The organism is Pseudomonas sp. GM80, assembly GCF_000282515.1.
Classification (GTDB): domain Bacteria; phylum Pseudomonadota; class Gammaproteobacteria; order Pseudomonadales; family Pseudomonadaceae; genus Aquipseudomonas.
Window position 1 is genome coordinate 47,034 of sequence record NZ_AKJD01000069.1, and the last position, 19,257, is coordinate 66,290.

Annotated in this window: 18 protein-coding genes; 9 read left to right on the forward strand and 9 right to left on the reverse strand. The window is 60.2% G+C overall.

From position 1 onward, the window contains the following. Positions 1-47: 47 nt before the first annotated feature. Both PMI37_RS12385 and PMI37_RS12390 read right to left on the reverse strand, forming a co-directional pair. Positions 48-722: a methionine ABC transporter permease gene (locus PMI37_RS12385; RefSeq protein WP_008081214.1), complete on the reverse strand. Its 675-nt coding sequence runs from the start codon at positions 720-722 to the stop codon at positions 48-50. Further along, positions 722-1,729: a methionine ABC transporter ATP-binding protein gene (locus tag PMI37_RS12390; protein WP_008081216.1), complete on the reverse strand. Its 1,008-nt coding sequence runs from the start codon at positions 1,727-1,729 to the stop codon at positions 722-724. The genes PMI37_RS12385 and PMI37_RS12390 overlap by 1 nt, the downstream gene beginning before the upstream one ends. 260 nt (positions 1,730-1,989) lie before the next feature. Here PMI37_RS12390 and katE point away from each other — a divergent pair, with 260 nt between their 5' ends. Then, positions 1,990-4,131: a catalase HPII gene (gene katE, locus PMI37_RS12395; RefSeq protein ID WP_045123122.1), complete on the forward strand. Its 2,142-nt coding sequence runs from the start codon at positions 1,990-1,992 to the stop codon at positions 4,129-4,131. A gap of 75 nt (positions 4,132-4,206) precedes the next feature. Here the strand turns inward: katE and PMI37_RS12400 are convergent, their stop codons facing one another. Genes PMI37_RS12400 through PMI37_RS12415 form a run of 4 tightly spaced genes read right to left on the reverse strand, consistent with a single transcriptional unit; the run spans position 4,207 to position 7,006 of the window. After that, positions 4,207-4,920, reverse strand: coding sequence for a PA5502 family lipoprotein (locus PMI37_RS12400; protein WP_008081221.1), 714 nt, complete (start codon positions 4,918-4,920; stop codon positions 4,207-4,209). Between the two features lie 37 nt (positions 4,921-4,957). Then, positions 4,958-5,746: a zinc ABC transporter permease subunit ZnuB gene (gene znuB / locus PMI37_RS12405; RefSeq protein WP_008081222.1), complete on the reverse strand. Its 789-nt coding sequence runs from the start codon at positions 5,744-5,746 to the stop codon at positions 4,958-4,960. Beyond that, complete coding sequence (znuC, locus tag PMI37_RS12410; protein WP_008081224.1) at positions 5,739-6,524, reverse strand: zinc ABC transporter ATP-binding protein ZnuC; 786 nt, start codon at positions 6,522-6,524, stop codon at positions 5,739-5,741. Before znuC ends, znuB begins: the two co-directional genes overlap by 8 nt. Continuing rightward, positions 6,524-7,006, reverse strand: coding sequence for a Fur family transcriptional regulator (locus PMI37_RS12415; protein ID WP_007911760.1), 483 nt, complete (start codon positions 7,004-7,006; stop codon positions 6,524-6,526). Before PMI37_RS12415 ends, znuC begins: the two co-directional genes overlap by 1 nt. 66 nt (positions 7,007-7,072) lie before the next feature. Here PMI37_RS12415 and PMI37_RS12420 point away from each other — a divergent pair, with 66 nt between their 5' ends. After that, the gene (locus PMI37_RS12420) at positions 7,073-7,993 is read left to right on the forward strand and encodes a zinc ABC transporter substrate-binding protein ZnuA (protein ID WP_008081226.1); all 921 of its coding nucleotides are present in this window, start codon (positions 7,073-7,075) and stop codon (positions 7,991-7,993) included. Between the two features lie 81 nt (positions 7,994-8,074). Here PMI37_RS12420 and PMI37_RS12425 read toward each other — a convergent pair whose 3' ends face one another. Then, positions 8,075-9,028, reverse strand: a complete 954-nt coding sequence (locus PMI37_RS12425) for a homoserine kinase (RefSeq protein WP_008081229.1) — start codon at positions 9,026-9,028, stop codon at positions 8,075-8,077. Positions 9,029-9,089: 61 nt separating this feature from the next. Then, the gene (locus PMI37_RS12430) at positions 9,090-9,386 is read right to left on the reverse strand and encodes a DUF2782 domain-containing protein (protein ID WP_008081231.1); all 297 of its coding nucleotides are present in this window, start codon (positions 9,384-9,386) and stop codon (positions 9,090-9,092) included. A gap of 74 nt (positions 9,387-9,460) precedes the next feature. Here PMI37_RS12430 and polA point away from each other — a divergent pair, with 74 nt between their 5' ends. Then, positions 9,461-12,265, forward strand: coding sequence for a DNA polymerase I (polA, locus tag PMI37_RS12435; protein WP_008081233.1), 2,805 nt, complete (start codon positions 9,461-9,463; stop codon positions 12,263-12,265). A gap of 409 nt (positions 12,266-12,674) precedes the next feature. Here the strand turns inward: polA and yihA are convergent, their stop codons facing one another. Continuing rightward, positions 12,675-13,319 carry a ribosome biogenesis GTP-binding protein YihA/YsxC gene (gene yihA / locus PMI37_RS12440; protein ID WP_008081236.1) on the reverse strand — a complete coding sequence of 215 codons (645 nt, stop codon included), beginning with the start codon at positions 13,317-13,319 and terminating at the stop codon, positions 12,675-12,677. A 191-nt stretch (positions 13,320-13,510) separates the two neighbouring features. Here yihA and PMI37_RS12445 point away from each other — a divergent pair, with 191 nt between their 5' ends. The 6 genes from PMI37_RS12445 (at position 13,511) to PMI37_RS12470 (ending at position 19,224) form a co-directional block, all read left to right on the forward strand. Further along, positions 13,511-13,816: a c-type cytochrome gene (locus tag PMI37_RS12445; protein ID WP_045123119.1), complete on the forward strand. Its 306-nt coding sequence runs from the start codon at positions 13,511-13,513 to the stop codon at positions 13,814-13,816. A 30-nt stretch (positions 13,817-13,846) separates the two neighbouring features. Continuing rightward, positions 13,847-14,458, forward strand: a complete 612-nt coding sequence (locus PMI37_RS12450; protein ID WP_008081240.1) for a c-type cytochrome — start codon at positions 13,847-13,849, stop codon at positions 14,456-14,458. 266 nt (positions 14,459-14,724) lie between these two features. Further along, a complete protein-coding gene (gene dsbA / locus PMI37_RS12455; RefSeq protein WP_008081242.1) occupies positions 14,725-15,366 on the forward strand; it encodes a thiol:disulfide interchange protein DsbA in 642 nt (213 codons plus the stop codon). Between the two features lie 14 nt (positions 15,367-15,380). Continuing rightward, positions 15,381-16,259 carry an endonuclease/exonuclease/phosphatase family protein gene (locus tag PMI37_RS12460; protein ID WP_008081244.1) on the forward strand — a complete coding sequence of 293 codons (879 nt, stop codon included), beginning with the start codon at positions 15,381-15,383 and terminating at the stop codon, positions 16,257-16,259. Then, on the forward strand, positions 16,256-18,340 hold the full coding sequence (locus tag PMI37_RS12465) for a GGDEF domain-containing protein (protein WP_008081246.1): 2,085 nt from the start codon (positions 16,256-16,258) through the stop codon (positions 18,338-18,340). Before PMI37_RS12460 ends, PMI37_RS12465 begins: the two co-directional genes overlap by 4 nt. Before the next feature lie 101 nt (positions 18,341-18,441). Then, positions 18,442-19,224, forward strand: coding sequence for an N-acetylmuramoyl-L-alanine amidase (locus tag PMI37_RS12470; protein WP_008081248.1), 783 nt, complete (start codon positions 18,442-18,444; stop codon positions 19,222-19,224). Positions 19,225-19,257: the final 33 nt, after the last annotated feature.

The following is a 19,257-nucleotide window of genomic DNA, read 5'->3' on the forward strand; positions in this document are numbered from 1 at the left end:
GGCGCCTGCCAGCGAATGGCCGGCTCATCTCTTGATTACAAAACCGGTTATTTGCGCGAGAAATGCACGACCAGTCGATCACCGACCATCTGCAGCACTTGCACCAGAATCAACAGCAACACCACGGTGACGATCATCACGTCGGTCTGGAAACGCTGGTAACCGAAACGGATCGCCAGGTCACCCAGACCACCGGCGCCGACCACACCGGCCATCGCCGTGTAGGACACCAGTGTAATCGCCGTCACCGTAATCGCCGCGAAGATGCCCGGGCGGGCTTCCGGCAGCAAGGCGTTCATGATGATCTGCCGCGTGGTCGCGCCCATCGACTGGGTCGCCTCGATAATGCCGCGATCGACTTCACGCAGCGCGGTTTCCACCAGACGCGCGAAGAACGGTGTCGCACCCACCACCAACGGCGGAATCGCACCGGCCACGCCCAGCGACGTGCCGGTGATCAGTACGGTGAACGGGATCATCACGATCAACAGAATAATGAACGGCAGCGAACGCAGGATGTTCACCGCCAACGACATGAACGCGTAGAGGCCACGGCTTTCCAGCAACTGACGCGGGCTGCAGAGGAACAGCAACACGCCCAGCGGCAAGCCGAGCAGCACGGTGAACAGCAGCGAACCGCCAAGCATCAGCATGGTGTCGCCGGTGGCCAGCCAGATTTCGTACCAGTCGATATTGGTGAAGAAACTGATCAGGTCTTCCATTAGCGCAATACCTCCATGTGAACGTCAGCGGCGGTGAAGCGGGCGAAAGCCGCCTCCATGTCGCCACCGGTGACGGCGAGGGTCAATTGCCCGTACGGAATGTCTTTGATGCGGTCGATACGACCGGCAAGGATGCTGTAGTCGACGCCGGTTTCCCGGGCGACGGTACCGAGCAGCGGCGCGTAGGTCGCTTCGCCCTGGAAGGTCAGACGCACGATGCGCCCCGGCACGTGAGCGAAGTCATCACGCTGTTCACTCTCGTCGATCTGCTCGCTTTCCTGAACGAAACGCTTGGTGGTCGGGTGCTTGGGATGCAGGAACACATCGGCCACCGAGCCTTGCTCGACGATCACGCCAGCGTCCATCACCGCGACTTGATCGCAGACGCGACGGATTACATCCATCTCGTGGGTGATCAGGACGATGGTCAGTTTCAGTTCACGGTTGATCTCGGCCAGCAGTTGCAGGACCGAAGCGGTGGTCTGCGGGTCGAGGGCACTGGTGGCCTCGTCGCACAGCAGAATCTTCGGCTTGGTTGCCAGGGCGCGGGCGATGCCGACGCGCTGCTTCTGGCCACCGGACAATTGCGCCGGGTACTTTTTCGCGTGGTCGGACAGGCCGACGCGCTTGAGCAATTCGGCGACGCGCTGATTCACCTCGCTGCTCGACAACTCCCCCGCCAGGGTTAGCGGCAATGCAACGTTGTCGGCCACGGTCTTGGAGGCCAACAGGTTGAAGTGCTGGAAGATCATCCCGACTTGCTGGCGGAAACGGCGCAGGCCGTTGGCATCCAGCGCGGTGACTTCTTCGCCGTCGACGAAGATCTTGCCGCCACTGGAGTCTTCCAGGCGATTGATCAGACGCAGCAGGGTACTTTTGCCCGCACCGGAATGGCCGATCAGGCCGAACACCTGCCCGTTCTCGATAGAGAGACTGGTCGGGTGCAGCGCGGGAATATCCTTACCGGCGACGCGGTAAGTCTTGTGGACGTTTTGAAACTCGATCACGTAGCGAACCTTGTGGGGCGCGTTAGAAAAGGATCAGCGGTTAGCCGGGCGCGCATTTTAGCCTGTCCGTATAGAGGTTCTTAGCATTTATTTCTCAATTAACCTTCGATTTGGCAATAACAAGATCAAAGGTCATAAAAAAGGAACGCCCCGAGTGCCTCATCAGTCACTAAGTAAGCGACTTGAAAACCCTGGGTGCCGTGCCTGGGAACCACTCAAGAGTCCCCGACAAGCATCGGGGTCAACCGAGGAGTTTACGACTGATGAGCAAGAAGCCTACGACCGATAAAAGCCAGATGGCAGGAACCGATACCCCGGATCGCGCCAACACCAACGCCAAACTCGACAGCCTGGAAAAGTTTCGCTCCGACGCCACCGGCCAGGCCCTGCGTACCAATCAGGGGGTCAAGGTTGCTGACAACCAGAACACCCTCAAGGCCGGACCGCGCGGGCCGTCGCTGCTTGAAGACTTCATCATGCGGGAAAAAATCACGCATTTTGACCATGAGCGGATCCCGGAGCGCATCGTCCACGCGCGCGGCACTGGCGCGCATGGTTTCTTTCAGGCCTACGAGAACCATTCGACGCTGACCAAGGCCGGTTTCCTACAGGATCCGGGGAAAAAGACGCCGGTGTTCGTGCGCTTTTCCACGGTGCAGGGCCCGCGTGGTTCCGGCGATACCGTACGCGACGTGCGAGGCTTTGCGGTGAAGTTCTTCACCGATGAAGGCAACTTCGACTTGGTCGGCAACAACATGCCGGTATTTTTCATTCAGGACGCGATCAAGTTTCCCGACTTCGTCCACGCGGTGAAACCCGAGCCGCACAATGAAATTCCCACCGGTGGCTCTGCTCACGACACTTTCTGGGACTTCGTCTCGCTGGTGCCGGAATCGGCGCACATGGTCATCTGGGCGATGTCCGACCGGGCGATTCCAAAAAGTCTGCGCAGCATGCAGGGCTTCGGCGTGCATACCTTCCGGCTGATCAACGCCGAGGGCAAATCGCGCTTCGTCAAATTCCACTGGCGCCCTACTGCCGGCACGTGCTCGCTGGTCTGGGATGAGGCGCAGAAGCTTGCCGGTAAAGACACCGACTACCACCGTCGCGACCTCTGGGAAGCGATCGAGATGGGCGACTACCCGGAATGGGAACTCGGCGTGCAGATCATCGAGGAGGAAAACGAGCACGACTTCGATTTCGACATCCTCGACCCGACCAAGCTGATCCCCGAAGAAATCGTGCCGATCACGCCGCTGGGCAAAATGACCTTGAACCGTAACCCGGACAACTTCTTTGCCGAGACCGAGCAGGTTGCGTTCTGCCCTGGCCACATCGTGCCGGGCATCGACTTCTCCAATGATCCGCTGCTGCAAGGTCGGCTGTTTTCCTACACCGATACGCAAATCAGCCGACTCGGTGGGCCGAACTTTCATGAGCTGCCGATCAACCGCCCGGTGGCGCCGTTCCACAATGGCCAGCGCGATGCGCAGCACCGTACGGTGATCGACAAGGGCCGTGCTTCCTACGAGCCGAACTCGATTGATGGCGGCTGGCCGAAAGAGACACCACCGGCCGCGCAGGACGGTGGTTTCGAGAGTTATCCGGAACGCATCGATGCAAACAAGATCCGCCAGCGCAGCGAATCGTTCAGCGACCATTTCTCCCAAGCGACGTTGTTCTTCAACAGCATGAGCGACCACGAGAAAGAGCACATTATCGCCGCCTACAGCTTCGAGCTGGGCAAGGTTGAACGCGAGTTCATCCGGGCGCGCGAGGTGAACGAGATTCTGGCTAACATCGATCTGGAACTGGCCAAGCGTGTGGCGGCCAATCTGGGTCTGCCTGCACCTGCCAAAGGCACGGTGGATGCGCGCAAGGTGTCGTTCGATCACTCGCCAGCACTGAGCCAGGCGAATCTGCTGCCGGAAAACATCAAAACGCGAAAAGTGGCGATTCTTGCTGCTAACGGCGTCGATGGTGCGGCGATTGAGGCGATGAAGAAAGCATTGGCGGCGGAAGGTGCGCACGCGAAATTGCTCGGCCCGACTTCGGCGCCGGTGAAAACGGCGGACGGCAAAAGCCTGCCCGTGGACGCTTCGATGGAAGGCATGCCGTCAGTAATCTTTGACGCGGTGTTTGTGCCGGGTGGTGCGGCGTCGGTCAAGGCGTTGAGCGGCGACGGCGTGGCGTTGCATTACGTGCTGGAGGCTTACAAGCACTTGAAGGCAATCGCGTTGCAGGGCGAAGCCAAGCAGCTGCTGGATGTGTTGAAGCTGGAGAAAGATGCCGGGCTGCTGGAGGGCAAGGATGTGGGTGCGTTGACCAAACCGTTCTTTGCGGCGATCGGGCAGCATCGGGTTTGGGATCGTGAGCCTAAGGCGAAAGCCATTCCGGCTTAAAAAGCAAAAGATCGCAGCCTGCGGCAGCTCCTACAGGGAATGACTTTGTAGGAGCTGCCGCAGGCTGCGATCTTTTTAAGGTTTACGCGGACTCAGAACCATCTGCGCCGGCACCGTGCGCACGGTCTGCTTCACAATCTTCAGATCAAAATCCGGATTCAATTTCTTCACCCGCTTGGTCAGCAACGTCGCCAACCAAGGATAATCATTGGTCCGAGGCGCCTGAATCGTCACCCCACACTCATAATTCACTACATCGGCGGCAATCGCATCCAGTTGCCGGCGAAGTTTGCGGCTATCAGTGATATTCAACGCAACCGTGGTGCTCTCGGCAGTCGGATCGATCACCTTGGCTTTCGGCTTGGCCTCAGCGGCCAGCAGCGCCGCTTCAGCCTTTTCCAGCTCAGCCTTGCGCGCTTCAGTGATGGCGCCGTTGACGCCACCGGTCAGCGCCGGCGCTTTCGGCATCAACGCGCGGGCACGGCTCAACGCCGTAGCAGCGGCATTCACATCTCCCTTCTGCAGCACGATCTGGCTGCGACGCAGATACGCTTCGGCAAGCTGCCGCTGGTATTGCTCAAGGGATTGATCATTGGGAGTTTCTTTCTGCAAAGCAGCTAATTGGTCTTCGGCGGTGGCCAGTTCGCTGCTGGCCAGGCTTTGCTCCAGCTGTGCGATGGCCGTAGCCCGCGCATCGGGGACTTCGGCCACCGGCGGCGTGCTTTGGCAGGCGCCCAGCAGCACTGAAAATGCGACAAGGAGCAGATAACGGGAGGCGAACGGCTTCATTCCTGCGACTCTCTAATTGCGCAAAAAGCGGCCAAGTCTACACCCCACGACGGGGCAGAACAAAACTCAACAGAAACAGTGCGGCCGCCGTCACAACGATTGACGGCCCGGCCGGGGTGTCCTTGAACCACGACAGTGCCAGCCCGCCACACACGGCGAGCATGCCCAGCAGGCTCGCGCCCACCGCCATCTGCTCCGGCGAGCGGGCGTGACGCTGTGCCGCAGCCGCCGGAATGATCAGCAGTGAAGTAATCAGCAACACACCGACGATTTTCATCGCCACGGCGATCACCACCGCAATCAACAACATCAGCGCCATGCGCAGACCTGCAACCGGCAGGCCTTCGACCTTGGCCAGCTCTTCATGCACGGTGATCGCCAGCAATGGCCGCCACAATGTCACCAGCAACACCAGCACCGCCGCGCTGCCGCCGAGAATCCACGCCAGGTCGGTCGGGCTGATCGCCAGCAGGTCGCCGAACAGATAGGCCATCAGGTCGATCCGCACTTCATGCATGAAGCTTAGTACCACCAGGCCGAGAGAGAGCGTGCTTGGTGCGAGAATTCCCAACAGCGTGTCAGACGCCAGCGGTTGGCGCTGTTGCAAGGTCACCAAAAGCACCGCCAGCAGCAGGCAGCCAACGGTCACCGCAACGGTCGGGCTGACATCCAGCAGAAAGCCCAAAGCCACACCGAGCAACGCGGCGTGGGACAAGGTGTCGCCGAAATAAGCCATGCGCCGCCAGACCACAAACGAACCGAGCGGCCCGGCCACCAGTGCCAGCGCCAGACCTGCAAGCAGGGCATACAACAGAAAATCAGCCATGCTTGCAGTTGTCTCCGTGAACGTGAGGTTGGCCAATAACCGGCCCTTTGACCACCGAACCGTGCAGGTCGTGGGCGTGGTCGTGATGGTGGTGATAAACCGCCAGGCTCTGCGCGTTCTTGCCGAACAGTTCGACAAACGCCGGATCGCCGCTGACCTGCTCGGGATGCCCGGAGCAGCAGACGTGACGGTTGAGGCAGACCACCTGGTCGGTGGTGCTCATTACCAGATGCAAATCGTGGGACACCATCAACACGCCGCAACCATGGCGATCGCGCAGACGGGTGATCAGGCTGTACAGCTCGGCTTGCCCGGCGACATCGACGCCCTGCACCGGCTCATCGAGTACCAGCAATTCCGGCTCGCGCAGTAGCGCTCGAGCGAGCAGCACGCGCTGCATTTCACCGCCGGAAACGCTTTGCACCGGGCTGTCGATGACGTGTTCGGCGCCAACTTCTTTCAGCGCCGCCAGCGCACGCGGACGGTCAACGCCCGGGACCAGGCGCAGAAAGCGCAGCACCGACAGCGGCAAGGTCGGATCGACGTGAAGTTTTTGCGGCATATAGCCGACACGCAGCTTCGGCTTGCGCCAGACGCTGCCGCTGTCCGGCTTCAACAGCCCGAGCACGGCGCGCACCAGCGTTGTCTTGCCAGCGCCGTTAGGGCCGATCAGGGTGACGATCTGCCCCGGCTCGACGCTCAGCTCGATGTTGTCCAGCACGGTCTGCCCGGCAAACGTGACGGCGACCTGTTCCAGACGGATCAGCGCATTGCTCATCAAGCCCCCTGGCAACCGGAGCACAGGCCGACGACTTCGACGGTTTGTGCTTCGACGATGAAACCGACGTCTTTGGCGCTGTTGATGATCGCGTCGCTGATCACTTTTTGCTCAAGTTCGATGGCGGCGTGGCAATCGCGGCAGATCAGGAACTGGCCCTGATGCGCATGCTCGGGGTGGACGCAGCCGACGAAGGCGTTGAGCGAAGAGATGCGGTGCACCAGGCCGTTTTCCAACAGGAAATCCAGCGCGCGGTACACGGTTGGCGGCGCGGCGCGGCGGCCGTCCTGCTCGCTGAGCACGGCGAGAATGTCGTAGGCGCCCAGCGGCTTGTGGCTCTGCCACACCAGTTCCAGCACCCGGCGGCGCAACGCGGTCAGGCGCAAGCCTTTCTGGGCGCACAAGGTATCGGCCTCGGACAAAGCGCTATGCACGCAATGAGAGTGGTCGTGGGGACGGCTGGCAATCGGTGTAATAGGCATGGGCGGCGACGAGTTTTGATAGAGACGTTATTATGTTACCCGTTCTCGCCTCCTTGAGTGGTCATCGTGTCCCGACTTTTTTCTGTTTTTGTGGCTTTTGTCGCCAGTTTTCTGTTGATCGGTTCGGCTCAGGCCGAGGTCAAAGTCCTCACCAGCATCAAACCGTTGCAGCTGATTGCAGCGGCCGTGCAGGACGGCGTGGCGATTCCCGAAGTGCTGCTGCCGCCGGGTGCGTCGCCGCACAATTACGCGCTGCGGCCATCCGACGTACGGAAGGTGCAATCGGTCGATCTGCTCTACTGGATCGGCCCGGACATGGAAGGTTTCCTGCCGCGCGTGCTGAATGGTCGTACGCTGCCGAGCGTCGCCGTGCAGGATCTGCCGGGGATGAAACTGCGGCGTTTTGCTGAAGACAGCCACTCCCACGCGGAAGAGGCCGACGAGCATGATCACGACCACCGTCCGGGCACGCTGGATGCGCATTTGTGGTTGTCGCCGGTCAATGCGCGGGTGATTGCCGACAAGATGGCGGCAGACTTGAGCGCTGCCGACCCGGCCAACGCCGAGCGTTATCAGAGCAATGCCAAGGCGTTTGACGCGCGTCTGGATGCGCTGGATCAGCGTTTGAAGCAGCGTCTGGCCAGTGTTGAAGGCAAGCCGTACTTCGTCTTTCACGAGGCGTTTGATTACTTTGAAGAGGCTTACGGCCTGAAGCACGCTGGGGTATTCAGTGTTGCAGCGGAAGTGCAGCCGGGTGCACAGCATGTCGCGGCGATGCGCAAGCGTTTGCAGGAAGTCGGCAAGACTTGTGTGTTCAGCGAGCCGCCGTTGCGTCCGCGTCTGGCGGAGACATTGGTCGCTGGCCTGCCAGTGAAACTGGCTGAGCTGGATGCGTTGGGCGGGTATACACCGGCGACGGCTCAGGGCTATGAGCAGGTGTTGGAGAAGCTGGGTAACGATCTGGCCGGGTGCCTGGAATCTCTGTAAACCCATAGAAAAAGATCGCAGCCTTCGGCAGCTCCTATGTGATTCCATGTAGGAGCTGCCGAAGGCTGCGATCTTTTGATCTTAAAGCGCGAAAGGCAAAGGTGTATTGACCTGCTGCCGCTGCGCCAAGCGCTGCTCAAATTCCCGCGGATCGTGAATCAACACGTCCTGCCCGGCAAACTGCTCCGCCGCAATCAACCGCGACAGCCAGAACCGCACACACGCCACGCGCAGCATCGTCGGCCACAACTCAGCCTCCGCCGCGGTGAACGGGCGCAGCGCCGCATAAGCGCCAAGGAATGCGCGGGCACGCGGGCCATCGAGCAAACCGTGCTCGTCCGAGCACCAGTCATTCAAGGCAATCGCCACGTCGTACAGCATCGGCCCCGAGCAGGCGTTGTAGAAGTCGATCAAACCGGTCAGGTGCGTGCCTTCGAACATCGCGTTGTCGCGAAACAGGTCGGCATGGATGTTGGCCCGAGGCAGCGCAAGAATCTTGTCTTTGCGCTCGGTGATTTCATCCAGCGCATTTTGCAGCAAGGCACGCGGCTCATCGCTCAGGTGCGAGAGAAATTCGCTGCCCTCTTCCAGCATCCAGTCCAGGCCACGATCGGTCTTGCGCTTGATCATGCGCTCGCCCTGCGTCGCCAGGTGCAGGTGCGCCTGCAACTCGCCGACCTGCGCGCAATGCTGGGCATTAGCGATTTTGATGTGCTTGCCGGACAGGCGCGGTTGCAGCAGCGCCGGTTTGCCTTTCAGCTCACGCAACGCCACGCCGTCGGTGGTGCGCAAAGCGTACGGCACCGGCAGATCGGCTTCGTGGAGCACGTCGAGCAGGTCGATGAAAAACGGCATCTCCTGCACCGGGCCGCGCTCGACCAGGGTCAGGACGAATTCGCCCTGCTCCAGACTGATAAAGAAATTGGTGTTTTCGCTGCCGGCGGCGATCCCCTGGAAATCAAGCAGACGGCCAAGCCCGTAAGGGGCGAGAAAGGTTTCCAGCTCGGGCCGAGCCAGGGGAGTGAACACAGACATGGTTAAAAACTGCTCAGTTCAGGCGTCGCGGTCAGGCGACGCCGATTAAAAGTCGGGAAACTTACTTCCAGGTAAAGATTTCCCACGACGGAATCAGCATATCCGGCTGGTCGGAGCGAATGTAGTTCGCGTCCGTGCCATCGGCGCGCACCAGGAAATACGGTTTGCCACCCTTTGGCGTGACCTTGATCGCGTAGACGAAGCCACTGCGACTGTATTCCTGGATGACCTTGTCGCCTTCCGTGTGCGTGTTGATCGTAACTTCCGGCTCCGAGGCGGGCGCATCATCCGCCGCCATCGCGGCTAACGGTGAGGCAGCAATCAGACCGACCAGCAGCAAGCGATTTAACGTACGCATGATAACCTTGTCCCTTTGTCGTCAACGGTCCCGCTATTCTAGCGCCGGACCCGCCGAAAAGGTTGATCCTGCTCATGAGCCAAGCCCCCCTCGTCCTGGTGGACGGTTCGTCTTACCTGTACCGCGCGTTTCACGCGCTGCCACCACTGACCACTTCCAAAGGCCTGCCGACCGGTGCGGTCAAAGGCGTGCTGAACATGCTCAAGAGTCTGCGCAAGCAGTACCCGGACAGCCCGTTCGCCGTGGTGTTCGACGCCAAGGGTGGGACATTTCGCGATGAGATGTACGCCGAATACAAAGCCAATCGCCCAAGCATGCCCGACGACATGCGCGTGCAGATCGAGCCGCTGCACCAGAGCGTGATCGCCCTCGGTTTCCCGCTGTTGTGCGTGGAAGGCGTCGAGGCCGACGACGTCATCGGCACCCTTGCCCGCAGCAGCGCGGCGGCGGATCGCCCGGTGGTCATCTCCACCGGCGACAAGGACATGGCGCAACTGGTCGATGGCCACATTACCTTGGTCAACACCATGTCCGGTAGCTCGATGGACGTCGAAGGCGTGAAGGAGAAATTCGGCGTCGCACCGGAGCAGATCATCGATTATCTGGCGCTGATGGGCGATTCGTCCGACAACATTCCAGGCGTTCCGGGCATCGGCCCGAAGACCGCTTCCGGCTTGCTGGTCGGCGTCAACGGTGGCCTCACCGAGTTGTACGCCAATCTCGACATCGTCCCGACCCTGCCGATTCGCGGCGCGAAAACCCTGCCGGCCAAGCTCGAAGAACATAAGGAAATGGCATTCCTCTCCTATCAACTGGCGACGATCAAGATCGACGTGCCGCTGGACGTTGAGCTCGATGATCTGCAAATGGGCGCGGAAGACCCGGCCAAGCTCTACGAGCTGTACTCGCTGCTGGAATTCAAAAGCTGGATCAATGATCTGGATCGCGACGCCAAACGCTTGGAATTGAGCGCGGCCAGCGAGCCTGCACCGGCCGGCGATCTGTTCAGCGCGCCAGAAGCCGAAGCGCCTGCCGCTTCGACTGAAGCGGCGTACGAAACCATCCTCGATCAGGCACGTTTTGACGTCTGGCTGGAAAAACTCAATAACGCCAAACTGTTCGCCTTCGACACCGAAACCACCGGCATCGATGCGCAGCAGGCGCAACTGGTCGGTCTGTCGTTCGCCGTGCAGGCCAACGAGGCCGCGTACATTCCGCTGACCCACTCCTACATCGGCGTGCCAGAACAGCTGGATCGCGACACCGTGCTGCGTGCACTCAAACCAATTCTGGAAGACCCGAACAAGCTCAAGGTCGGCCAGCACGCCAAGTTCGACATGAATATCCTCGCCAACTGCGCCATCGGTGGTGATCAGAGCCAAGGCATCAGCGTGCGCGGCATCGCCTTCGACACGATGCTTGAGTCCTACGTGCTCAACTCCACCGCCACCCGCCACGACATGGACAGCCTCGCGCAGAAGTACCTGGATCACACCACCGTGAGCTTCCAGGACATCGCCGGCAAAGGCGCCAAGCAGCTGACCTTCGACCAGATCGCCTTGGAACAGGCCGGGCCGTACGCCGCCGAAGACGCTGACATCACGTTGCGTTTGCACCAGACTTTGTTCGAAAAGCTCAGCGCCATCCCGAGTCTGGCCAGCGTGCTGACCGACATCGAAATCCCGTTGGTGCCGGTTCTCGCACGCATCGAACGCCAAGGCGCGTTCGTTGACGCGGAGCTGCTCGGCATCCAGAGCATCGAGCTGGGCAACAAAATGGTCGCGCTGGAGCGCGAAGCGTTCGAGATCGCCGGGGAAGAATTCAACCTCGGCTCGCCGAAACAACTGGGCGTGATTCTCTACGAGAAACTCGGCCTGCCGGTACTGAAAAAGACCGCCAAGGGTCAGCCGTCCACTGCTGAAGAAGTGTTGGCGAAACTCGCCGAAGACGATCACCGCTTGCCGAAGGTGCTGATGGAGCACCGCTCGATGAGCAAGCTGAAAAGCACTTACACCGATCGCCTGCCAGAGCAGATCAACCCGCGTACCGGGCGCATCCACACTTCGTATCATCAGGCCGTGGCGTCGACCGGTCGCTTGTCTTCCAGTGATCCCAACCTGCAGAACATCCCGGTGCGTACCGCTGAAGGTCGTCGTATCCGTCAGGCGTTCGTCGCGCCGAAAGGCTACAAACTGCTGGCAGCGGACTATTCGCAGATCGAACTGCGGATCATGGCGCACCTGTCCAAGGACGAAGGCCTGATGAACGCCTTCCGCAACAATCTCGACGTGCACACCGCCACCGCTGCCGAAGTGTTCAAGGTCGAACTGCACGAAGTCAGCTCCGATCAGCGTCGTGGCGCCAAGGCGATCAACTTCGGCCTGATCTACGGCATGGGCGCGCAGAAGCTCGGCAAGGACATCGGCGTAGACACCAAGACTGCCAAGGCTTACATCGACACTTACTTCGCCCGTTATCCGGGGGTTCGCGAGTACATGGATCGCACCCGCGCGCAGGCAGCGGATCAGGGTTATGTCGAAACGTTCTTTGGTCGTCGCCTGTATTTGCCGGAGATCAACTCGAACAAGCCGCAGGAACGCGCTGCCGCCGAGCGCACGGCGATCAACGCGCCGATGCAGGGCACGGCTGCCGACATCATCAAGAAAGCCATGGTCGCTGTGGATGAATGGCTGGCGACGTCCGGGCTGGATGCCAGAGTCATCCTGCAGGTACACGATGAACTGGTTCTGGAGGTTCGCGAGGATCTGGTCGAGCAGGTCAGCGCCGAAATTCGCGTGCACATGAGCGAAGCGGCGAAACTGGATGTACCGCTGCTGGTCGAAGTCGGTGTAGGCAACAATTGGGATGAGGCTCATTGAGCCTTTTGAACACGGTTTGCCGCGACCTGTTGTCGCGGCGAGCCCGGTAAAACCTGCATATTTCGAAAAGCACTTGAGATTATTCCAAAGCTTTTTGAAAAAAATCTGAACTAATCTGGAAGGACACTACTCAGAGTTACTGAATGGCTGGTGAAGCCCTTCGATGCTCCTATGTTGTGTTAAGTGTTGGCAGATATCTGAACCCCGCCCTAGCGGTTCGGAACTTAAACCCCGGAATTTCTCCCTCCCCAATGAAATCCGGGGCTTTTTTTGCCCAAAATTTGTCTGTAGCGCGTTCATGCTGCGTTGAAAGATCAGCTCAAATGCTCATTTAGGTCCCCTAAACTCCGCTTTTCACTGCCCTTTCGCCTTGCCTGAACACACTACAAACAAATTTCCATATCCCGACTTACTCGGCTGCCGCCTCGGCGCCTTTGTCTGCCAGTTCCATCCAGCCTGCCAATACAGTGTAGGCCTCTTCCAGGCCCATGCGTTTTGGTGCCGAGAACAGCTGGATGGTGACCAGGTCGCCCCAGCCTTTACGGATTTCCGACTGCACTTTGAGCAGGGTGTTCTTGGCTGCGCCGTAGGTCAGTTTGTCCGCCTTGGTCAGCAGGATGTGCATCGGCATGCCGGCCGCAACGGCCCAGTCGAGCATCAGCAGGTCGAAGTCGGTCATTGGATGACGGATGTCCATCATCAGAATCAAACCCTTCAAACTCTCGCGGCCACCGAGGTAAGCCTCAAGGTGACGCTGCCAGTGCATCTTCAGCGGGATCGGTACTTTTGCGTAACCGTAGCCCGGCAGGTCGACCAGACGGCGATCTTCGTCTAGCTTGAAGAAGTTCAACAGCTGTGTGCGACCCGGAGTTTTCGAGGTGCGCGCCAGGCTGGCGTGAGTCAATGTGTTCAGCGCGCTGGATTTACCGGCGTTGGAACGGCCGGCAAACGCTACTTCGAAGCCTTCGTCGTCAGGGCATTGATCGACTTTGGCGGCACTGAGCATGAACGTGGACTGTTGGCACAGGCCGAGGATGGGATTCTTGAGTTGCATGGGATTTCCGATGTGGGCGGCGCCGGGATTGGGCGCGGAACGCGGTGTCGCTTCCGTTTCAGTGACGCCAGTATATAATGCCGCAGATTTTGTGTGTGCTTTGTCCCAGCGAAGGATGAAGTTCACGAGAGCGACAGACTTTGATTGCGCATTAGAACGCAGAACGCTCTCAACCCTGAAAAGGTCGTTTTATGACGAAATGGCTGCTGGCTGCCGGAGTCTTGATGCCGCTTTACAGCGCACAGGCTACACAGGATCCGGAAGCCGTGTACAACCGTGTTTGTGGTGCCTGTCATTCCGGCCAACTACCCATGGCGCCCGAAAGAGGCGATCAGGAAGCTTGGACGCCGAGGTTGGCGAAAGGTATGGGGACGCTGGTGCAACACGTGACCCAGGGTTTCAAGGCGATGCCGCCGCGTGGTTTGTGCATGGACTGCAGTGCCGAGGATTACCAAGCCATCATCCTTTGGATGAGCGCGAGTAAGCCCGGTCCATAACTTAACCCTTAGCCGTAGTTGGATTAGCTGATGAACAAATTGATCGTGAGTCTGCTGTTGACCGTGGGAATTTCAGGCTTCGCCCATGCTGCCGGTGATGCCGCAGCGGGCCAGGCAAAAGCCGCCGTTTGCGGAGCCTGCCATGGCCCGGACGGCAACAGCATGGCGCCAAACTTTCCAAAACTGGCCGGTCAAGGTGAACGCTACCTGACCAAGCAACTGCACGACATTAAGTCGGGCAAGCGCACCGTTCTGGAAATGACCGGGCTGCTGACCAACCTGAGCGATCAGGATCTGGCCGACATCGCCGCCTACTTCGCCAGCCAGAAAGGCAGCGTCGGCGCCGCCGATCCGAAGATCGTCGCTCGCGGTGAAGCACTGTTCCGTGGCGGCAACCTCGCCAAAGGGCTGCCAGCCTGCACCGGTTGCCACTCGCCGAATGGCGCCGGCAACGCCGCTGCCGGCTTCCCGCACCTGGGTGGCCAACACGCTCAATACATCGCCAAGCAACTGACCGATTTCCGCAAGGAAGAAGGTGGCCGCACCAACGACGGCGACACCATGACCATGCAGACCATCGCCAAGCGCCTCAGCGACGAAGACATCGCGGCGGTCTCCAGCTACATTCAGGGTTTGCACTAAGCGCGTCGTATCGGGCGTTGAGCGGGGCTGAAGATCAAAAGATCGCAGCCTTCGGCAGCGCCTACAGGGGAGTTGCGCGATTCAATGCAGGAGTTGATATCTCCGGCAATGTTAACGCTCGATTAATCCGTCGCAGCAAGTATAAAAAGGGTGGCTTTGGCCGCCCTTTTTTGTGGCCGCTGCCGTTACACTACAGAACTCATGCCCGCCAGGATCTGTCTGAAAACAGGTCGCGCGAGGCGACCAAAATTGTCCAGGAGTAAAGCATGCGTAATCTGATCATCAGCGCCGCTCTCGTCGCTGCCAGCCTGTTCGGCGTGACCGCTCAAGCCGCCGAAGCCCCTGCCGCCCCTTACGTGGAACTGGCCAACCCGGTTCCGGTTGCAGAGCCTGGCAAGATCGAAGTGGTCGAGCTGTTCTGGTACGGCTGCCCGCACTGCTACGCCTTTGAGCCGGTGATCAACCCATGGGTTGAAAAACTGCCCAAGGACGTCAACTTCGTGCGTATTCCGGCGATGTTCGGCGGCCCGTGGGACGCTCACGGCCAGATGTTCCTGACCCTGGAAGCCATGGGTGTCGAGCACAAGGTTCACGCGGCGGTTTTCGAAGCAATCCAGAAACAACACAAAAAGCTGACCGACAAGAACGACATGGCTGACTTCCTCGCCACCCAAGGCGTGGACAAGGACAAGTTCCTCGCCACCTTCGACTCGTTCGCCATCAAAGGTCAGATCGTCAAGGCGCGTGAACTGGCCAAGAAGTATGAAATCACCGGGGTGCCAACCATGATCGTCAACGGCAAGTACCGCTTCGACATCGGCTCTGCCGGTGGTGCCGAACAAGCGCTGCAACTGGCTGATCAACTGGTCGCCAAAGAGCGAGCGGCAACCAAGGCTGCTGCCAACTAAGCGCGGCAACCGCCATGCGCCGCTGGAAGTCTGAACGCCTCGTTGGCCTGCATGATCCGCAGGTCAACGAGCATCACCTGGCGTCAACGGGCCTGCCCGCGGACCAGCGTCTGCGCCTGCTCAGTTTCAATATCCAGGTCGGCATCAGCACCGAGCGTTATCGACATTACCTGACGCGCAGCTGGCAGCATCTGCTGCCGCACAATGGGCGCTCGGGCAATCTGCAAAAGATCGGCGATCTGCTCGGCGACTTCGATCTGGTCGCCCTGCAGGAAGCCGATGGCGGCAGCCTGCGTTCGGGCTACGTCAATCAGGTCGAACACTTGGCCCACCTCGGCGCCTTCCCCTACTGGTATCAACAACTCAATCGCAACCTCGGTCGACTGGCCCAGCACAGCAATGGCGTGCTCAGTCGCCTGAAGCCGTGGGCGATCGAGGATCATCCCCTGCCCGGCCCGAAAGGTCGTGGCGCGATTCTGCTGCGTTTCGGCGAAGGTCCGGAGGCACTGGTGGTGGTGATGATGCACCTGGCCCTCGGCGCGCGAACGCGCAGCCTGCAACTGGCCTATATTCGTGAGCTGATTGGTGGCTATAAACACCAAGTGTTGATGGGCGACATGAACACCCACGCCAGCGATCTGCTACAACACTCACCGTTACGCGATCTTGGCCTGCTGGCCCCACAGCTGGAAGCGACGTTCCCCAGCTGGCGCCCGCAGCGTTGCCTTGATCATATTTTGCTCAGCCCGACCCTGACCCTGGAAAGAGTCCAAGTGCTGGCCCAACCGATTTCCGATCACCTGCCGGTCGCGGTAGAGATTCGTCTGCCGGGTTCGCTTACGGCCGATGCATTGCCCGCGATGAGTCCTGCCCCTCGCGGAACCCCTGAATGAGCGACGACGCCCAGCGCTGGAAAGAGAAGTACCTCAAAAGCATCGAACAGCAGGACAAGCTCGAACGGCGCTGGGCCGCCAGGCTCGACTTGCTGCGTCGCGGGCTGGTGCGCAGCACGCTGGCGGCCGAAGGCACCGACAAGGTCGTCGATCAGTGCATGAAAGAGATGCGCGACGTGGTGCGCACCGACGACATGGATGCCGGCCTCGCCGCCCTGTTGCCGCGCCTGGAAAAAGCCGTGCTCGATTCCGAGCAGCGCCGCGAAACACGCATCGATCAGGTCAGCACGGCGCTGACCTCACTGGTGGCTCAGTTGCAGGCCTTGCCGTTGCCCCGGGAAGTGGCGCAACCGCTGAAGAAATTCGCCAAACAACTGGATGGCCGCGTCGGCCAGGCGCGCGAGATGCCGCTGCTGCTCAGCGAACTGAGTGGCTTGCAGGGCAAGGCGTTGAGCCAGCTGGAAACGCCAGCTGAGCCGGGGCGTCCGGGATTGTTGCAGCGACTGTTTGGCAGCCGGGAAAACGAAGAAACGCCCGCCCCAACGCCAGAAGCACCACCAGCTCCGGCGGCCGCGTCCGTGCCGGCGGCGCCCTCACCCGTTGCGCCGCAAGCCGATACAGTGCCCGAGCAGACGACCCCCGTCGCAGCTACTGAACCGGTGATTACAACGACGCCGCCCGTTCAGCAAACTGCACCAGCCATCGAACCAGCGACACCCGCACCCGAGACTTCAACGCAACCGCCAGTGGTTGCCTTCGTCCCGCCGACCGTGCTCAACGAAGCGCCCAGCACCCCGGCCGAGACCGAAGCCCTGCCTCTGGAGCCCGAACTGGAACCAGTTTTCGCGCAGGCGCCGGCGGCGATTGCACCCGCCCCCTTCAATCCGGACGAATTGATCCACCCCGGCGATCCCGTTCCGCTGATTCTCGACAGCCTGCCGCTGCCCGAACCTATCGCGCAGGCATTGGCGGCCATCGACCCGGAGCAATCCGAGCACGACATCCTGTTCGCCCTGCCGGATTCCCCGGAGCCGTCTTACAGCTCCGTGGCCAAGCACATCGAAGACACCTTGATCGGCCTGCTCGACGACCTGACCTTGCCCGAACGCCACCGCCCGCAAGCCGAGGCAATGCGCGAACGTTTGCAACATGGGTTGAACTGGTACGAACTGATCCCGATCCTCGACGATCTTGCCACCTTGATGCTGGCGATTACCGACAGCGGTCAACACGAATTCGAAGTCTATCTGCAACAGCTCAACGAACGCCTCGAAGCGTTCCAGAGCAACCTGCAGGCCGCCAGTGAAGGCCATGCCGACAACAGCTCGGCGGCGCGGGCAATGGACACGCAAATTCGCGAGCAGGTCGACGGTTTGCAGACCAGCGTGCAGGAAGCCGCCGATCTGGATGACCTCAAGCACGTCCTGGAGAATCACCTCGAAGGCCTGCTCGGCACCATGGATCAACACCAGAAGCAGCGCGATGCCCGTGAACAGGAAGTCGCGACACGGCTTAAAAGCCTGTCCGAACGCGTGGCGCACATGGAACAGGAAGCCCAGGGTTTCCGCGAGCACCTTGAAGTGCAACGGCAGAAAGCCCTGATCGACCCGCTCACCGGCTTGCCCAACCGCGCCGCATGGAGCGAGCGCCTTGAGCATGAAATCAAGCAGTGGCAACAACACGGCAATACCTTGAGCCTGGCGATGCTCGACCTTGATCACTTCAAACGCATCAACGACAACTACGGTCATCTGGCCGGTGACAAAGTGTTGAAGATTATCGCCACCGTGCTGCGCAAGCGCCTGCGCGGCACTGACTTCATTGCCCGTTTCGGCGGTGAAGAGTTCGTGCTGTTGCTGCCGGCCACGCCACCGGCAGTCGGTGCCAAGCTGCTGGAAACCCTGCGTGCGGCCATCGAAGCTTGCCCGTTCCACTTCAAGGGCGAACGCGTGACCATCACCATTTCCATGGGATTGGCGTCCTTCCGAGCGGGAGAACACAGCGATCTGGTGCTGAAAAGAGCCGATCAGGCGCTGTACCGCGCGAAAAATGCAGGGCGCAACCGGGTCGAGCTGGGCTAAGCAATGTGTTCCATTTTGTTTAAATCCGCCCGCTGACCGTCGAGACGCAAGGCAGTACGTTACACTGTTGCATTACTGTCTTGCGTGTATTGTCCTCTGCCATGAAATTCTTTGCCCTCCTCGCTTCGCTGCTCGTTCTGGCCGGTTGCGCCAGCAGCCCGCGTTATGACACCAGCCACCCTTCGGCCAATTACGATAGCCGCATCCAGTTTGTGATCGTCCACTACACCTCGACATCGCTGGAGCGTTCGCTGCAATTGCTGACCCACGGCGAAGTCAGCAGCCATTACCTGATCGGCGACGACAAGAGCGCCACCGTCTACAAACTGATGGATGAAAACCAGCGCGCCTGGCACGCCGGCGAAAGCCAATGGCAGGGCCGCACCTGGCTCAACTCCAGCTCGATCGGCATCGAAATCGTCAATCCGGGCTTCAAGGACACCCCGACCGGGCGCCTGTGGTATCCATACAGCGAAGCACAGATTCAATCGTTGATCGCCCTGCTAAAGGACATCAGCAAACGCAACGGCATCAGCCCGCGCCACATCATCGGCCACAGCGACATCGCGCCGCTGCGCAAGCTCGATCCGGGCCCGCTGTTCCCGTGGCAGCGCCTTGCCGCTGAAGGCCTTGGCGTGTGGCCCAACGAGCAAGCCGTGGCACGCCAACAGGCCGTGTTCAACAGCAGCGAACTGCCGAGCGTCAGCTGGTTCCAGGCGCAACTGGCGCACCTTGGCTACGACACGCCGCAGACCGGCGAACTCGACGTCGCCACTCGCCACGTCCTTGCCGCTTTCCAGATGCACTTCCGGCCTTCGCGCTTCGACGGTACGCCGGATGCGCAAACGGCAGCGCTGTTGTTGGTGCTCAATCAGACAAAATAATGACGCCCGCCCGACGGTCAGGGCGAAATTGCA

Bases quoted from the DNA above. Each gene is read 5' to 3' on its own strand.
- PMI37_RS12450 (WP_008081240.1), top strand. From the start codon at position 13,847: ATGAACAAATTGATCGTGAGTCTGCTGTTGACCGTGGGAATTTCAGGC.
- yihA (WP_008081236.1), bottom strand. From the start codon at position 13,319: ATGCAACTCAAGAATCCCATCCTCGGCCTGTGCCAACAGTCCACGTTC.
- znuB (WP_008081222.1), bottom strand. From the start codon at position 5,746: ATGGCTGATTTTCTGTTGTATGCCCTGCTTGCAGGTCTGGCGCTGGCA.
- PMI37_RS12385 (WP_008081214.1), bottom strand. From the start codon at position 722: ATGGAAGACCTGATCAGTTTCTTCACCAATATCGACTGGTACGAAATC.
- dsbA (WP_008081242.1), top strand. From the start codon at position 14,725: ATGCGTAATCTGATCATCAGCGCCGCTCTCGTCGCTGCCAGCCTGTTC.
- PMI37_RS12400 (WP_008081221.1), bottom strand. From the start codon at position 4,920: ATGAAGCCGTTCGCCTCCCGTTATCTGCTCCTTGTCGCATTTTCAGTG.
- PMI37_RS12465 (WP_008081246.1), top strand. From the start codon at position 16,256: ATGAGCGACGACGCCCAGCGCTGGAAAGAGAAGTACCTCAAAAGCATC.
- PMI37_RS12460 (WP_008081244.1), top strand. From the start codon at position 15,381: ATGCGCCGCTGGAAGTCTGAACGCCTCGTTGGCCTGCATGATCCGCAG.
- znuC (WP_008081224.1), bottom strand. From the start codon at position 6,524: ATGAGCAATGCGCTGATCCGTCTGGAACAGGTCGCCGTCACGTTTGCC.
- PMI37_RS12430 (WP_008081231.1), bottom strand. From the start codon at position 9,386: ATGCGTACGTTAAATCGCTTGCTGCTGGTCGGTCTGATTGCTGCCTCA.
- polA (WP_008081233.1), top strand. From the start codon at position 9,461: ATGAGCCAAGCCCCCCTCGTCCTGGTGGACGGTTCGTCTTACCTGTAC.
- PMI37_RS12415 (WP_007911760.1), bottom strand. From the start codon at position 7,006: ATGCCTATTACACCGATTGCCAGCCGTCCCCACGACCACTCTCATTGC.
- PMI37_RS12470 (WP_008081248.1), top strand. From the start codon at position 18,442: ATGAAATTCTTTGCCCTCCTCGCTTCGCTGCTCGTTCTGGCCGGTTGC.
- PMI37_RS12445 (WP_045123119.1), top strand. From the start codon at position 13,511: ATGACGAAATGGCTGCTGGCTGCCGGAGTCTTGATGCCGCTTTACAGC.
- PMI37_RS12425 (WP_008081229.1), bottom strand. From the start codon at position 9,028: ATGTCTGTGTTCACTCCCCTGGCTCGGCCCGAGCTGGAAACCTTTCTC.